This is a genomic window from Geodermatophilus sp. Leaf369 (assembly GCF_001424455.1).
GTDB lineage: Bacteria > Actinomycetota > Actinomycetes > Mycobacteriales > Geodermatophilaceae > Klenkia.
The window spans coordinates 193512-208605 of record NZ_LMQA01000004.1 but is presented as its reverse complement, the minus strand read 5'-3'; the positions used below and the strand labels follow the sequence as shown (position 1 = coordinate 208605).

Below are 15094 nucleotides of genomic sequence, written 5' to 3'. Positions count from 1 at the left end.
GCCGCCGGTGAGCGGGCGGCACGAGGCCCCGGGACGGGCGGCCGAGCCCGCGCCGGGGCACGGTCCGGCCGGCCACGCAGCACCCGAGGGGGCCACCGCACCGTCGGTGGTGGCGCTGGGGGGCGGACACGGGCTGGCGGTGACGCTGGAGGCCTGGCGGCCACTGGCCGGCGAGCTGACCGCCGTGGTCACCGTCGCCGACGACGGCGGCTCCTCCGGCCGGATCCGGCGGGAGATGCCGGTGCTGCCCCCCGGCGACCTGCGGATGGCGCTGGCCGCGCTCGCCGGCGACGGCGAGCGCACCCGGGAGATGACCGAGCTGCTGCAGCACCGACTCGGCGGCACGGGCGTGCTCGCCGGGCACCCCGTGGGCAACCTGGTGCTCACCGGACTGGTCGAGATCCACGGCGGGGACACCGTGCGGGCCCTGGACACCCTCTGCGGGCTGCTCGGTGCCCGCGGCCGGGTGCTGCCGATGGCCGACGTCCCGCTGGACCTCGTGGCGACCGTCGAGAGCGTCGACCCCGACGACCCGGCGCGCACCCGGCGGATCCGCGGGCAGGTGGCCATCGCCACCACGCCGGGCCGGGTCCGGGACATCCGGGTCAGCCCGGCCGACCCCCCGGTGCACGCCGACGTGCTCGCCGCCATCGCCCGGGCGGACGTCGTGTGCCTCGGCCCCGGCTCCTGGTACACCTCCGTGTTGCCGCACCTGCTGGTGCCGCGGCTGCGGGCCGCGCTGGCCGCCACACCGGCCCGGGTGGTCGTCGTGCTCAACCTGGAGGCCCAGGTGGGGGAGACGGACGGGTTCTCCCCGGAAGAGCACCTGCGGGTGCTGCAGGCCCATCTGCGCGGCGTGCCGTTGCACACGGTCATCGCCGATGCCGAAGCGGTTGTTGACCGGCGTGGTCTGCTGTCTGCGGCGCGGGAGTGCGGGGCCGATCTGGTCCTCACCTCCGTCGCTGCGTCGGACGGCGCGCCCCGGCACGACCCGGCGCGCCTGACGGAGGCGTTCACCTCGGTGCTCGCCTCCGGGGCGGGCGCCCGGTGAGACCGGTCGGTCCGCCGGGGCACCGGGTGCGGCAGGATCGGACGGGACGGTGCGGCACCTCGCACCGGGTGCGTCAGCAGCACCGGGTGTCAGGGGTCGAGGGGGAGAGGGGTCGCACATGGCGATGACGGCGATGGTCAAGGACGAGCTGTCCCGGGTGGAGTGCACGAAGACCTCCGAGCGCAAGGCCGAGGTCACCGCGCTGCTGCGGTTCTCCGGCGGCCTGCACATCGTGGGCGGACGGGTGGTCATCGAGGCCGAGCTGGACACCGGCTCGGTGGCCCGCCGCCTGCGCCGCGACATCAGCGAGGTCTACGGCTACACCAGCGGCGTCAGCGTGCTCGCCGGGGGCAACATCCGTCGCGGTGTCCGCTACCTGGTCCGGATCGCCAAGCACGGCGAGGGCCTGGCCCGGCAGACCGGTCTGGTCGACCAGCGTGGCCGGCCGGTCCGGGGGCTGCCGCCGGCCGTGGTCTCCGGTGGGCTCAACGACGCCGAGGCCGCCTGGCGCGGGGCCTTCCTCGCGCACGGTTCGCTCACCGAGCCGGGCCGGTCCTCCTCGCTGGAGATCACCTGCCCCGGCCCGGAGGCCGCGATGGCCCTGGTCGGTGCGGCGCGCCGGCTGGGCATCGCCGCCAAGGCCCGCGAGGTGCGCGGTGCCGACCGGGTCGTCGTGCGCGACGGCGACGCGATCAGCGCCCTGCTCACCCGGATGGGCGCGCACGAGGCCGTGCTGGCCTGGGAGGACCGCCGGATGCGCCGCGAGGTCCGGGCCACCGCCAACCGGTTGGCCAACTTCGACGACGCCAACCTGCGCCGGTCGGCACGGGCCGCGGTCGCCGCCAGTGCCCGGGTGGAGCGCGCCCTGGAGATCCTGGCCGACGACGCCCCCGAGCACCTGCTGGTCGCCGGCCGGCTGCGCCTGGAGCACGGTCAGGCGTCCCTGGAGGAGCTCGGCCAGCGCGCCGACCCGCCGATGACCAAGGACGCCGTCGCCGGCCGCATCCGCCGCCTGCTGGCGATGGCGGACAAGCGGGCCAAGGACCTCGGCATCCCGGACACCGAGTCCGTGGTCACCGACGACATGATCGGCCCCTGAGACCGGGGACCCGTGCCGCGGCCACGAGACGTCTGGGACGTCCACCGGGCCGCTGACCTGGGCCGGGACGGTGCCGGGTGCGCTGTCGGTGGGGGCCGATAGGCTCTCCGCGAGCGAGGTCGCGACCACCACTGCGGCCTCCCGCCAGAGCCCCACGTGGAGCCAGGCAGTGGCTCCACAGCAACCTCGGAGGTCACAGTGACGGTTCGCGTCGGCATCAACGGCTTCGGCCGCATCGGCCGCAACTTCTACCGGGCGGTCGCCGCCAGCGGCCAGGACGTCGAGATCGTGGCGGTCAACGACCTGACCAGCAACGACGTGCTCGCCCACCTGCTCAAGTACGACTCGGTCCTCGGCAAGCTGCCCGAGGAGGTCCACGCGACCGCCGACGGCATCGTCGTCGGCGACAAGACGATCACCGCGCTGGCCGAGCGCGACCCGGCCAACCTGCCCTGGGGCGACCTGGGCGTGGACGTGGTCATCGAGTCCACCGGCTTCTTCACCAAGGCCGCCGACGCCCGCAAGCACGTCGAGGCCGGCGCCAAGAAGGTCATCATCTCCGCGCCCGCCACCGACGACGACATCACCATCGTCATGGGTGCCAACCACGAGCTGTACGACGGCTCGCAGACGATCATCAGCAACGCGTCCTGCACCACGAACTGCCTGGCCCCGCTGGCCAAGGTGCTCAACGACTCCTTCGGCATCGAGCGTGGCCTGATGACCACGATCCACGCCTACACCGCCGACCAGAACCTGCAGGACGGCCCGCACAAGGACCTGCGTCGCGCCCGCGCCGCCGCGCTGAACATCGTCCCCACCTCGACCGGTGCGGCCAAGGCCATCGGCCTGGTCCTCCCCGAGCTCAAGGGCAAGCTCGACGGCTACGCCCTGCGCGTCCCGGTCCCGACCGGCTCGGCCACCGACCTCACCGTCACGCTGTCCCGCGAGGTCACCGTCGAGGAGGTCAACGCCGCCTACAAGGCCGCGGCCGACGGCCCGCTGGCCCCGTACCTGGTCTACACCGACGCCCCGATCGTGTCCTCGGACATCGTCACCGACCCGGCGTCGTGCATCTACGACTCGGGCCTGACCAAGGTGTTCGGCAACCAGGTCAAGGTCGTCGGCTGGTACGACAACGAGTGGGGCTACTCCAACCGCCTCGTGGACCTGACCGCGCTGGTCGGCTCCAAGCTCTGATGGCGGCTCCCATGCGGACCGTCGACGAGCTCATCGCCGCGGGCGTCCAGGGGAAGCGCGTGTTCCTGCGCGCCGACCTGAACGTCCCCCTCGACGACAGCACGGGCGACGCGATCATCACCGACGACGGCCGGATCCAGGCCAGCCTGCCCACGCTGCAGGCGCTCCGGGAGGCCGGCGCCCGCGTCGTCGTCGCGGCGCACCTGGGTCGGCCGAAGGGCGCCCCGGACCCGCGGTACTCCCTGGCCCCGGTCGCGGCCCGGTTGTCCGAGCTGCTGGGGGTGTCGGTGCCGCTGGCCCCGGACACCGCCGGTGAGGGTGCGCAGGCCGCGGTCGCCGCACTCGGTGACGGTGACGTGGTGCTGCTGGAGAACGTCCGCTTCGAGGCGGCCGAGACCAGCAAGGACGACGACGCCCGCGGTGCGCTCGCCGACCGGTTCGCCGCGCTGGCCGACGTCTACGTCGACGACGCCTTCGGGGCGGTGCACCGCAAGCACGCCTCGGTGTACGACCTGGCCACGAGGCTCCCGCACGCGGCCGGCCGACTGGTCGCCCGCGAGCTGGAGGTGCTCACCCGGCTGACCGAGGACCCGCAGCGGCCCTACGTGGTCGTGCTCGGCGGGTCCAAGGTCAGCGACAAGCTGGGCGTCATCGAGTCGATGCTGCCCAAGGTCGACCGGCTCCTGATCGGCGGCGGCATGTGCTTCACGTTCCTCGCCGCCCAGGGTCACGGCGTGGGCGACTCGCTGCTCGAGCAGGACCAGGTGGACACCTGCCGCCGCCTGCTCGAGACCGCCGGGGACAAGATCGTGCTGCCGGTCGACGTGGTCTGCGCCGAGGCGCTGGTTGCCGACGCGCAGGTCAAGGTCGCCCTGGTCGAGGGCATCCCGGACGGGCTCAAGGGCCTCGACGTGGGCCCGCGCACCGTCGAGCTGTTCGCCGGGCACCTCGCCGAGGCGCACACCGTGTTCTGGAACGGCCCGATGGGCGTGTTCGAGCTCGCCCCGTTCACCGCCGGCACCCGGGGGGTGGCCACCGCGGTGGCCACCGTCGACGGGCTGTCGGTCGTGGGTGGTGGCGACTCCGCCGCCGCCGTCCGCCAGCTCGGGCTGGACGAGGACGCCTACGGCCACATCTCCACCGGGGGCGGTGCGTCCCTGGAGTTCCTCGAGGGCCGTGAGCTCCCGGGTCTGGCCGTCCTGGCCGGAGGGGCCGCCTGATGGCCCGGAACAAGGCCGGCCGGGTCTACGAGGGCCGTCGTCCGCTCATCGCGGGCAACTGGAAGATGCACCTGACGCACCTGGAGGCCATCGGCCTGGTGCAGAAGATCGCCTTCACCCTCAAGGAGCCCGAGCTGGAGGCGGCCGAGATCGTCGTCGTCCCGCCGTTCACCGCGATCCGCAGCGTCCAGACCCTGGTCCAGGGCGACAAGATCGAGATGGGCTTCGGCGCGCAGGACGTGTCGGCGCAGGACTCCGGCGCCTACACCGGTGAGGTCAGCGGCTCCCAGCTGGCCGCGCTGGGCTGCACCTACGTGGTGGTCGGGCACTCCGAGCGCCGGGCGATGCACGCCGAGACCGACGAGGTCGTGGCGAGCAAGGTCCAGGCGGCGCTGCGGCACGGCCTGGTCCCGATCCTGTGCGCGGGGGAGGGGCTCGACGTCCGCAAGGCCGGCGAGCACGTGCCGTACACGACCGCCCAGGTCGACGCGGCCCTCGAGGGCCTCGACGCCGCCACGGTGGCCGGCATCGTGATCGCCTACGAGCCGGTGTGGGCGATCGGCACCGGCGAGGTCGCCACCCCCGACGACGCGCAGGAGGTGTGCGGGGCCATCCGGGCCCGGCTCGCCGAGCGTTTCGGGCCGGAGACCGCCGACGTGGTCCGTATCCTCTACGGCGGTTCGGTGAAGGCGGGCAACACCGTCGGCATCCTCGCCGGACCGGACGTGGACGGGGCACTGGTCGGCGGCGCGAGCCTGGACGCCGACGAGTTCTCCTCGATCTGCCGCCACGCCGCCGAGAGCCGCTGACCCCTCACCGGGAGGCCGGCCAGCCACCCGGAGGACCGCTGTTCCCGTGACACCCAGCACCACGAGCACCCCGACGGGGCGCCGCACCCGGACCACCCGGCGTGCGGCGCCCCGTCGGCGTCTGCTGCCCGTCACCCTGCTGCTCCTGGTGGCCCTGCTCGCCGGGTGCAGCGGCGGGGACGCCTCCGACGCCGCGGTGCCCACGCAGGGCGGGACCGTCGACGCCGGGCTCAGCGAGGTGCGGGCGCCCTCGGCCGAGGCCGGCGGCACGCTGCGCGTGGTGACCTCCCAGATCGACAGCCTGGACCCCCAGCGGTCCTACCTGACCGGGGTCTGGAACCTGATGCGGCTCTACGTGCGCACGCTGGTCACCTACTCCAGCGAGCCCGGCCGCACCGACCAGCTGGTGCCCGACCTGGCCACCGACCTGGGCACCACGCCCGACGGCGGCCGCACCTGGACCTTCACCCTCCGCGAGGGGGTGGCCTTCGAGGGCGGCCGGCCGATCACCAGCCAGGACGTCCGGTACGGCATCGAGCGGTCCTTCGCCTCGGAGGTCATCGTCGGTGGCCCCCGCTACGTGCTGGACCTGCTCGACGACCCGGCGCTGCCCTACGCCGGGCCCTACGACGCGGAGTCGCAGGAGGGCGGTGGGCTGGCCTCCGTCAGCACCCCCGACGACCGGACCATCACCTTCACGCTGACCACCCCGACGCCGGACTTCCCGTACGTGCTGGCGCTGCCGTCCTCCAGTCCGGTGCCCGCCGAGAGCGACACCCGTGGCGACTACGGCCTGGACCCGGTCTCCTCCGGGCCCTACGCGATCACCTCGGTCGACGACGAGACCGGGATCGTGCTGGACCGCAACGAGGCCTGGGACCCGGCCACCGACGACGTCCGCACGGCTCTGCCCGACCAGGTCGTCGTGCGCACCGGGATGTCGGGGCTGGACCGGGACCAGGCCCTGCTCGCCGGGTCGGCCGACCTCGACCTGTCCGGCACCGGGGTGCAGGTGGCCACCACGAACCGGGTGGACGGCGACGGGGACCTGCTGGACCGGATCGACGACGTGACCACCGGTGCGATGCGCATGCTGGCCCTGCCCACCACGGTGGCGCCGATGGACGACGCGAACTGCCGGGCCGCGGTGTCGGCCGTGGTGGACCGCAGCGCCGTCCAGGACCAGCTCGACGGGGCGGGCAACGCCGTCCGGACGTCGGTGCTCTGGCCGCGCGCGCTGACCGGGGGACCCGAGGACACCGACCCCGCTCCCGACCTGGACGCTGCGCGCGCCTCGCTGGCCGCCTGCGGGAGGCCCGACGGGTTCAGCACCGTGCTCGCGGTCGCCGACGTGCCGATGGCGGTGGACGTGGCCGCCGAGGTCTCCGCCCAGCTGGCCCAGGTCGGCATCGCCGCCGAGGTCCGCCCGCTGGACGCCGCCAGCTTCTACGCCACCGAGATCGGGGACCCGGCGACGGTGGCCGCGAACGGGTACGGGGTGGTGCTGGCCACCTACACAGCGGACTTCCCGACGCCGGCGTCCTTCCTGGTGCCGCTCGTCGACGGGCGCAGCATCCGGACACCGGGCAACACCGACTACGCGTCGCTGGCCGACCCCGGGGTCAACGGCCTGGTCGACGCGGCCCGCGCCGCCCCCGACCCGGCCGCGCAGACCGCGGCCTGGGCCCAGGTCGCCCAGGCCGCCGCGGACACCCATGCCTACGTGCCGTTGGCGGAGAACCGGGTGCAGCTGCTGGCCGGCCAGCGGCTGCGCAACGGGGTGGTCATGCAGGGCTACGGCGGGTACGACGTCGCCACGGCCGGAGTCGGCACGGACTGACCGGGGCCGTCGTCTAGGCTGGTGCGTCGAGTGGCCCCCGCCCGCCGGGTGGCCCGACGCCCCGTCCGACCAGGGGACGAGCCGAGCCCCCGTGCGCGGGACAGGAGACAACCGTGATCGAGATCGTCCTCAACTCGCTGCTGGTGCTGACCAGCCTGCTGTTGATCGTGCTCATCCTGCTGCACCGCGGCAAGGGCGGCGGCCTGTCCTCGATGTTCGGTGGCGCCGCGTCGTCGTCGCTGTCGGGGTCCTCGGTCGTGGAGAAGAACCTGAACCGGCTGACCGTCTTCACCGGCGCCGTGTGGACGGTCTGCATCGTCGCGATCGGCATCCTCCTCAAGGTCTGAAGCACCCCATCCGGTCGTGCGCCACGCGTCTGACCTGCACGGATGTCGCGTCATCGTGACCTGGGAACGGGCTGAGAACGCTTAGACTCCCGGCGTCCGGTCTTTCGATGGCAGGGGGCGCTCGTGGCAGGTGGCAACGCGATCCGGGGCAGCCGGGTCGGTGCAGGTCCGATGGGTGAGCGGGAACGCGGCGAGGCCGCACCGCGGACCCGGGTGGGGTTCTGGTGCGCCAACAAGCACGCCACGAACGTCGCCTTCGCCAGCGACGTCGAGGTACCGGAGACGTGGGACTGCCCGCGCTGCGGTCTGCCGGCCGGTCAGGACGAGGCGAACCCGCCGCCCGCGCCGCGCAACGAGCCGTACAAGACCCACCTGGCGTACGTGCGGGAACGCCGCACCGACGCCGACGGGGACGCCCTCCTCGAGGAGGCGCTGACCCGCCTGCGGGCCCGCCGAGGCGCGTGAACGACACCGGCCGGCACCCCTCGGGGGTGCCGGCCGGTGCGCGTCAGCGCTGCAGCTGCGAGGCGGCGGCGGCGTCCAGCAGCCAGCGGGTGGCCCGGGTGCCGTGCACCCCGGCCGCCGGCAGGTCCACCGGGGACTCCGTGCCCGACAGCCCACGGGCCACCGCCTCGGCCTTGCCCTCGCCCGACACCAGCAGCCAGACCTCCTCGGCGGCGTTGATCGTGGCGAACCCGAGGCTGACCCGGGTCGGCGGCGGCTTCGGGCAGTCCCGTACGGCGAACACCGTCCGGTCGTCCGTGATCGCGGGGGAGTCCGGGAAGATCGAGGCCACGTGCCCCTCGGGGCCGACCCCGAGCATCAGCACGTCTATCCGCGGCACCCCGCCGTCGCCGGCTGCGGCCAGCTCGGCCGCGTAGGCCGCGGCGGCGTCCTCGGGCTCGGCGTGCCCGGCGTCGGAGGCCGGGATGGCGTGCACCCGGTCGGTCGGCACACCCACGGCGTCCAGCAGCGCGTCGCGGGCGCCCTTCTCGTTCCGCTCAGGGTCGTCGCCGGGCACCCACCGCTCGTCACCCCACCAGACGTCGACCTGCGTCCAGTCGACGACGGCGGCCTCGGGCTCGGCGGCCAGCCGGGCGGCCTCGACCAGCACGGCCGTCCCGATGCCGCCGCCGGTGAGCACCACCGAGGCGGTGCCGTGCACCGCCTGGGCGGCGGCCAGCCGGGCGACCAGCGCCGAAGCCACCGACCGGGCGAGCCGGCCGGCGTCGGGCTCGACGACCACGTCGGGGGTGGGTCGGGCGTCGGTCACGGCGTCTCCTCCTGCGGGGAGTCGTCCCCACCGTCGTCGTCCCCGTCGGTGCCGGTCGCGGCGACCTCGTCGTCCTCGACGGAGTCGGCGGGCACGTCCGGGGCGGTCGGTGCCGAGGCCGGCAGCGGCCGCATCGGGTCGAACCACCGGTGCTCGCGCACGGGCTGCCGGGCGGCCAGCCCGGTCACGCCGGTGGCGGCTTCCAACGCCTCGCGGTAGGGCTCGTCGGAGTCCAGCCGCTTCATCTCCTCGCCGATCAGCTCGCCGAGGGAGCGCTTCGGGAGCGCCACCGTGGAGTCGGGTCGGTAGGGCTGGCTGATCACCGCGCCGCCCTTGCGGTCGTCGGTGAGGCGGACCTCCTCGTCCTGGTCCAGGGTCAGCACGACGGTGTCGATGCCCTTGGAGCCGGTGGTGCGCTGGCCGGCCTCCACGGTGACGGGGCAGCCGCATCGGGCGCTGATCCACCCGGCGACGAGCTGGGCGGTCGGGTTGCCCGGGTCGCCGACCACGTGGCCGCCGAGCACCGCCACCGGCCCACCGCGACGGCCGACGACGGCGTCCAGGGTGGAGGCCAGCGTGGCCCGCCAGGGCGTGCTGCGGGTCCAGGACAGGTCGGTGTCGCCGGGGGCGAAGTCCTCGGCCCGCAGCTGCAGGGCGGCCATGCCGTCCTCGGCCATCCAGCTGTCGGTGATGCGGCGGTTGGCGATCACGCCCAGCGCATCGGTCTCGATGCGGCCGGGCGGGGCGGCGAACCACCAGGTGACGACCGGGGCGTCCGCGGCCAGCAGCGGCAGCACGACGGACTCGGCGTGCAGCCCCAGCCGGCCGTACATCCGCATGACCACGGCCTCCCCGGGCCCGAGGCGCCCACCGATGAGCACCTCGGCGTCCAACCGGGGGGAGGGCGCCTCGACCTGTCGTCGGACGACGATCAGCAGCCGGCAGGGGTGGACCTCCGCGGCCGCCGCGGCCGCGGCCTCGGCCTCCTGCACGCGGTCCTCGTCGGCGACGACCACGAGGGTCAGGGCGACCCCGCTCATCACGGCCCCGCCGGTGCGTCGCTGGGCGGCGAGCTCCTTGACGATGGCCGAGCCGTTGGTGTCCCACAGGGTGCTCATGAGGGGTTCTCCCGGGAGAGGTCGGCGGTCACGGTCGGCGCCACGCGCGGCCCTCGGAGGCGAGCATCTCGTCGGCGGCCCGGGGGCCCCACTCGCCCGCCCGGTAGGAGAACGGCGTCGTCGTCGCCCAGTACTCCTCCAGCGGGTCGATGACCGCCCAGGAGGCCTCGACCTCGGCGTTGCGCGGGAAGAGGGTGGCATCGCCCAGCAGGACGTCGAGGAGCAGGCGCTCGTAGGCCTCGGGGGAGGACTCGGTGAACTGCTCGCCGTAGAGGAAGTCCATCGACACGTCGCGGACCTCCATGACGCTGCCCGGCACCTTCGACCCGAACTTCAGGGTCACGCCCTCGTCGGGCTGCACCCGGACGACGAGCTGGTTGTGTCCCAGCTCCTCGGTGTCGGTGGGGGCGAAGGGCAGGTGCGGGGCCCGCCGGAAGGACAGCGCGATCTCGGTGACCCTTCGGGGGAGCCGCTTGCCGGTGCGCAGGTAGAACGGCACCCCGGCCCAGCGGCGGGTCTCCACGCCCAGCCGGACGGCGGCGTAGGTCTCGGTCGCCGAGTCGTCGGCCACGCCGTCCTCCTGGCGGTAGCCGGTCGCCCGCTGGCCGGCCAGCCAGCCCTGCTCGTACTGCCCGCGGACGGCGAAGCGCTCCTTGTCCGCCGGCAACGAGATGGCCCGCAGCACCTTGAGCTTCTCGGTGCGGATCTCCTCGGCGGAGAACTCGACCGGCTCCTCCATGGCGGTGAGCGCCAGGAGCTGGAGCAGGTGGTTCTGCAGCACGTCGCGGGCGGCGCCGGTGCGCTCGTAGAAGTCGGCGCGGCCGCCGATGCCGACGTCCTCGGCCATCGTGATCTGGACGCTGTCGACGTGCGCGCTGTTCCAGACCGGCTCGAACAGGGTGTTGGCGAACCGCAGCGCCAGCAGGTTCTGGACGGTCTCCTTGCCCAGGTAGTGGTCGATGCGGAAGACGTCGTCGGCGGTGAACACCGAGTCCACCAGCTGGTTGAGCTCGCGGCTGGAGGGCAGGTCGTGGCCGAAGGGCTTCTCCACCACGACGCGGCGCCAGCGGTCGTCGGTGCTCTCGGCCATCCCGGTGCGCTCCATCTGCTTGAGCACGACCGGGAACAGGCTGGGCGGGATGGAGAGGTAGAACGCGGCGTTGCCGCCGATGCCGTGGGTGCCCTCGAGCTCGCCCAGCGTGCGGGCCAGCTCGTCGAAGGCGGCGTCGTCGTCGAAGGAGCCCTGGATGAAGCGGACCGAGTTGGCCAGCCGCTCCCAGACCTCCTCGCGCCACGGGGTGCGGGCGTGCTCCCGGGCGGCGGACCGCGACAGCTCGGCGAAGTCGACGTCGTCCCAGTCGCGGCGGGCGAAGCCCAGCAGCGCGAAGTTGGTGGGGAGCAGGCCGCGGTTGGCCAGGTCGTAGACCGCGGGGAGGAGCTTCTTGCGGGCCAGGTCGCCGGTGATGCCGAAGACGACGAGCGCACAGGGTTCGGGGACCCGGGGCAACCGCCGGTCCCTCGGGTCACGCAACGGGTTTGCGGGCATGGGTCCCTCTGTCGCCGTGGGTGTGGGGTGGTGCGCCGGGGGCCGGTGCGGCGGTGCACCGGCCCCCGGGTCTCACTTCTTGTCCTGCAGCTGCTTCTGGACCGAGCTGGTGAGCTCGTCCCAGGCCTCGGCGAACTTCTGCACGCCCTCGTCCTCGAGCACCCGGAAGACGTCGTCCAGGTCGATGCCCGCCTCGGACACGGCCTGCAGCACCGCGGCGGCCTCGGCATAGGTCCCGGAGACCGGGCTGCCCACCTGACCGTGGTCGGCGAAGGCCTCCATGGTCTTGCCCGGCATGGTGTTCACCGAGTCGGGCGCGGCCAGCTCCGAGAGGTACATCGTGTCGCTGTAGTCGGGGTTCTTGACCCCGGTGGAGGCCCACAGCGGACGCTGCTTGGCCGCACCGCGGGCCTCGAGGGTCTTCCAGCGGTCGGAGGAGAAGACCTCCTCGTAGGCCTGGTAGGCCAGCTGGGCGTTGGCGACGCCGGCCTTGCCCTTGAGCGAGGCGTCGGCACCGGCGGCGTCCAGGCGCTTGTCGATCTCGGTGTCCACGCGGGAGACGAAGAACGACGCGACGCTCTCCAGGCCCGCGAAGCTCGCCTCGGGGTCCTCGGCGCGCTTCTCCAGGCCGGCCAGGTAGGCCTCCATCACGGCCTTGTAGCGGTCGAGGCTGAAGATCAGCGTGACGTTGACGCTGATCCCGTTGGCGATCGTCTCGGTGATGGCCGGCAGACCCTCGATGGTGGCGGGGATCTTGATGAACAGGTTCGGCCGGTCGACCAGCCACCACAGGTGGGCGGCCTCCGCGGCGGTCGCGTCGGTCTCGTGGGCCAGCCCGGGGGCGACCTCGAGGGAGACGCGGCCGTCGCGGCCGGTGCGCTCGGCGACCGGGGCGAGCAGGTCGCAGGCGTCGCGGACGTCGGCACCGGTGATGGTGCGCAGCGCCTCCTCGACGGTGACCCCGCGGACGGCCATGGCGTGCAGCTGGTCGTCGTAGGAGTCCGAGCCGCTGATGGCCGCGGCGAAGATCGAGGGGTTGGTGGTGACGCCGACGACGGAGCGCTCGTCGACCAGCCGCTGCAGGTCACCGCCGTGGATCAGGTCGCGGGACAGGTCGTCCAGCCAGACGCTGACGCCGGCCTCGGACAGTGCCTTCAGGTTCTCGTTCTGGGTCATGTCGTCGTCCTTCACTGATCGGCAGTGCGGGTGTGCAGGCCACCGATGACGTCGGAACCGGTCGAGAGACCGGTGCCGGCAGCGACGGCCTGGATGCTCTCGCGGGCGGCTGCGACGACCGCCTCGGCGGTGAGGCCGAACTCCTCGTAGAGCTTGGTGTACGGGGCGCTGGCGCCGTAGTGGTCCAGCGCGATGATCCGGCCGGCGTCGCCGACGAAGTCGCGCCAGCCCATGGCGATGGCGGCCTCGATGCTGACCCGGGCCTTGACCGACGGCGGGAAGACCTCGTCGCGGTAGCTCGCGTCCTGCTCGGCGAACCACTCCTGGCACGGGATCGAGACGACCCGCGTCGGGGTGCCCGCGGCCTCGAGCTGCTCACGGGCGGCCACGGCGATCTGCACCTCGGACCCGGTGCTCATCAGGATGACCTCGGGGGTGCCGGTGCTGGCCTCGGCCAGCACGTAGGCGCCCTTCGCGGTGCCCTCGGCCGAGCCGAAGACCGAGCGGTCGACGATCGGCAGGTTCTGGCGGGACAGGATGATGCCGGCCGGCCGGTCGTTGTGCTCGAGGATCGTGCGCCAGGCGACGGCGGTCTCGTTGGCGTCCGCGGGACGGACGACGTCCAGGCCGATGATGGCGCGCAGCGCGGCCAGGTGCTCGATCGGCTGGTGGGTCGGGCCGTCCTCGCCGAGGCCGATGGAGTCGTGCGTCCACACGTAGGTGACCGGCAGCTGCATGAGCGCGGCCAGCCGGACGGCGGGGCGCATGTAGTCCGAGAACGTCAGGAACGTCCCGCCGTAGACACGGGTGCCGCCGTGGAGGGCGATCCCGTTCATGATCGAGCCCATGGCGTGCTCGCGGATGCCGAAGTGCAGCGTGCGGCCGTAGGGCCCCCCGCTCCACATCTTGGTCTGGCGGCTGGCCGGCAGGAACGACGGCGCCCCCTCGACCGAGGTGTTGTTGGACTCGGCCAGGTCGGCCGAGCCGCCCCACAGCTCCGGGATCGCCGGGTAGAGCGCGGCGAGCACCTCACCGGAGGCCTTGCGGGTGGCCAGGCCCTTCGGGTCGGCGTCCCAGCTGGGCAGCGTGTCGGCCCAGCCCTCGGGCAGGGTGCGGGTGCGCATCCGGTCGTAGAGCGCGGCCTGCTGGGGGTTGCTCTCGCGCCAGGCGTCGAAGCGGGGCTGCCAGGCGGCGTGCGCGGCCTGGCCACGCTCGACCACCTTGCGGGTGTGGGCGATGACCTCGTCGGCGACGGCGAAGGTCTGCTCCGGGTCGAAGCCCAGGACCTCCTTGGTCGCCTTCACCTCGTCGTCCCCGAGGGCCGAGCCGTGCGCGGCACCGGTGTTCTGCTTGTTCGGGGAGGGCCAGGCGATGACGGTGCGCAGCACGATCAGCGACGGGCGCGACGTCTCGGCCTTGGCCGCGGCCAGCGCGGCGTCCAGGGCCGCGAGGTCCTCGCCGTCCGCGACGTGCTGCACGTGCCAGCCGTAGGCCTCGTAGCGCTTGCCGACGTCCTCGGTGAACGCGATCGTGGTGTCGTCCTCGATCGAGATCTTGTTGTCGTCGTAGACCAGCACGAGGTTGCCCAGCTGCTGGGTGCCGGCCAGCGAGGACGCCTCGCCGGAGATGCCCTCCTCCATGTCACCGTCGGAGGCGATCGCCCAGACGGTGTGGTCGAACAGGCTCTCACCCGACGGGTCGGAGTCGGGCTCGTAGAGGCCCAGCTCGCGACGGGCGGCCATCGCCATGCCCACGGCGTTGCCGACACCCTGGCCCAGCGGGCCGGTGGTGGTCTCCACGCCGGTGGTGTGCCCGACCTCGGGGTGGCCCGGGGTCTTCGAGCCCCAGGTGCGCAGCGCCTCAAGGTCGGCGAGCTCCAGGCCGTAGCCGGAGAAGTAGAGCTGGGTGTAGAGCGTCAGCGCCGTGTGCCCGGGGGAGAGCACGAAGCGGTCACGGGCGACCCAGTTGGGGTCCGACGGGTCGTGCTGGATCCACTTCTGGAAGAGCAGGTAGGCCAGCGGGGCCAGGCTCATCGCCGTGCCGGGGTGGCCGTTGCCGGTCTTCTGCACCGCGTCCATCGCCAGGACGCGGGCGGTGTCGATGGCCCGTCGGTCGAGGTCGGTGAAGCCCTCGGGCAGCGTGGGGTTCGGCTGCGCGGGGGAGCCGGTGGGGCTGTCGGAGGCGGCCTCAGCCGGTGCCTCGGACTCGGTGCTGTTGTCTGCCATCAGGCTGGTGCTCCTCGGGTCGGTCGTTCGTCGAGCCCGTCCCGGTGGCGGTTGTCCCGCTCACCCGGACGGACGACGGTGCGTGTGGCAGCGGTGTTCCCGCCTGCCGGGGAGCCCCTCGTCGGGGAGCCCGGCGCGCCGTCGTCGTCGACGGAGGGCCTACCCACTGCGTGCGCAGCATCAACGTGAT

Annotated in this window: 13 protein-coding genes; 8 read left to right on the top strand and 5 right to left on the bottom strand. The window is 73.4% G+C overall.

Going from position 1 to position 15094, the window contains the following annotated elements; genetic code table 11:
* Window positions 1-7: 7 nt before the first annotated feature.
* The 8 genes from yvcK to ASG36_RS17325 all read left to right on the top strand — a co-directional run bounded on the left by yvcK (window position 8) and on the right by ASG36_RS17325 (window position 8031).
* Entirely contained in the window at window positions 8-1051 is a 1044-nt protein-coding gene (gene yvcK, locus ASG36_RS17360) for a uridine diphosphate-N-acetylglucosamine-binding protein YvcK (RefSeq protein ID WP_082523296.1), read from the top strand.
* Between the two features lie 118 nt (window positions 1052-1169).
* Window positions 1170-2150: a DNA-binding protein WhiA gene (gene whiA, locus ASG36_RS17355; protein WP_055766825.1), complete on the top strand. Its 981-nt coding sequence runs from the start codon at window positions 1170-1172 to the stop codon at window positions 2148-2150.
* Between the two features lie 198 nt (window positions 2151-2348).
* Window positions 2349-3350 carry a type I glyceraldehyde-3-phosphate dehydrogenase gene (gene gap / locus ASG36_RS17350; RefSeq protein WP_055766822.1) on the top strand — a complete coding sequence of 334 codons (1002 nt, stop codon included), beginning with the start codon at window positions 2349-2351 and terminating at the stop codon, window positions 3348-3350.
* 11 nt (window positions 3351-3361) lie between these two features.
* Window positions 3362-4570 carry a phosphoglycerate kinase gene (gene pgk / locus ASG36_RS17345; protein ID WP_055767795.1) on the top strand — a complete coding sequence of 403 codons (1209 nt, stop codon included), beginning with the start codon at window positions 3362-3364 and terminating at the stop codon, window positions 4568-4570.
* A complete protein-coding gene (gene tpiA / locus ASG36_RS17340) occupies window positions 4570-5379 on the top strand; it encodes a triose-phosphate isomerase (protein WP_055766820.1) in 810 nt (269 codons plus the stop codon). Before pgk ends, tpiA begins: the two co-directional genes overlap by 1 nt.
* A 46-nt stretch (window positions 5380-5425) precedes the next feature.
* Window positions 5426-7219: an ABC transporter substrate-binding protein gene (locus tag ASG36_RS17335; RefSeq protein WP_235495174.1), complete on the top strand. Its 1794-nt coding sequence runs from the start codon at window positions 5426-5428 to the stop codon at window positions 7217-7219.
* 113 nt (window positions 7220-7332) lie between these two features.
* Entirely contained in the window at window positions 7333-7566 is a 234-nt protein-coding gene (secG, locus tag ASG36_RS17330; RefSeq protein WP_369794097.1) for a preprotein translocase subunit SecG, read from the top strand.
* A gap of 123 nt (window positions 7567-7689) precedes the next feature.
* Window positions 7690-8031, top strand: a complete 342-nt coding sequence (locus ASG36_RS17325; RefSeq protein ID WP_082523245.1) for an RNA polymerase-binding protein RbpA — start codon at window positions 7690-7692, stop codon at window positions 8029-8031.
* A 43-nt stretch (window positions 8032-8074) separates the two neighbouring features.
* Here the strand turns inward: ASG36_RS17325 and pgl are convergent, their stop codons facing one another.
* The 5 genes from pgl to tkt form a co-directional block, all read right to left on the bottom strand.
* On the bottom strand, window positions 8075-8839 hold the full coding sequence (gene pgl, locus ASG36_RS22395; protein ID WP_055766813.1) for a 6-phosphogluconolactonase: 765 nt from the start codon (window positions 8837-8839) through the stop codon (window positions 8075-8077).
* The gene (locus ASG36_RS22390) at window positions 8836-9957 is read right to left on the bottom strand and encodes a glucose-6-phosphate dehydrogenase assembly protein OpcA (protein ID WP_055766810.1); all 1122 of its coding nucleotides are present in this window, start codon (window positions 9955-9957) and stop codon (window positions 8836-8838) included. Before ASG36_RS22390 ends, pgl begins: the two co-directional genes overlap by 4 nt.
* Window positions 9958-9985: 28 nt before the next feature.
* On the bottom strand, window positions 9986-11464 hold the full coding sequence (zwf, locus tag ASG36_RS17310; protein WP_255354651.1) for a glucose-6-phosphate dehydrogenase: 1479 nt from the start codon (window positions 11462-11464) through the stop codon (window positions 9986-9988).
* A 111-nt stretch (window positions 11465-11575) separates the two neighbouring features.
* Window positions 11576-12679: a transaldolase gene (gene tal, locus ASG36_RS17305; protein WP_055767788.1), complete on the bottom strand. Its 1104-nt coding sequence runs from the start codon at window positions 12677-12679 to the stop codon at window positions 11576-11578.
* 11 nt (window positions 12680-12690) lie between these two features.
* Window positions 12691-14904: a transketolase gene (gene tkt / locus ASG36_RS17300; RefSeq protein WP_082523244.1), complete on the bottom strand. Its 2214-nt coding sequence runs from the start codon at window positions 14902-14904 to the stop codon at window positions 12691-12693.
* Between the last annotated feature and the right edge of the window lie 190 nt (window positions 14905-15094).

Bases quoted from the DNA above. Each gene is read 5' to 3' on its own strand.
- tkt (WP_082523244.1), bottom strand. From the start codon at position 14,904: ATGGCAGACAACAGCACCGAGTCCGAGGCACCGGCTGAGGCCGCCTCC.
- whiA (WP_055766825.1), top strand. From the start codon at position 1,170: ATGGCGATGACGGCGATGGTCAAGGACGAGCTGTCCCGGGTGGAGTGC.
- ASG36_RS22390 (WP_055766810.1), bottom strand. From the start codon at position 9,957: ATGAGCACCCTGTGGGACACCAACGGCTCGGCCATCGTCAAGGAGCTC.
- tal (WP_055767788.1), bottom strand. From the start codon at position 12,679: ATGACCCAGAACGAGAACCTGAAGGCACTGTCCGAGGCCGGCGTCAGC.
- pgk (WP_055767795.1), top strand. From the start codon at position 3,362: ATGCGGACCGTCGACGAGCTCATCGCCGCGGGCGTCCAGGGGAAGCGC.
- tpiA (WP_055766820.1), top strand. From the start codon at position 4,570: ATGGCCCGGAACAAGGCCGGCCGGGTCTACGAGGGCCGTCGTCCGCTC.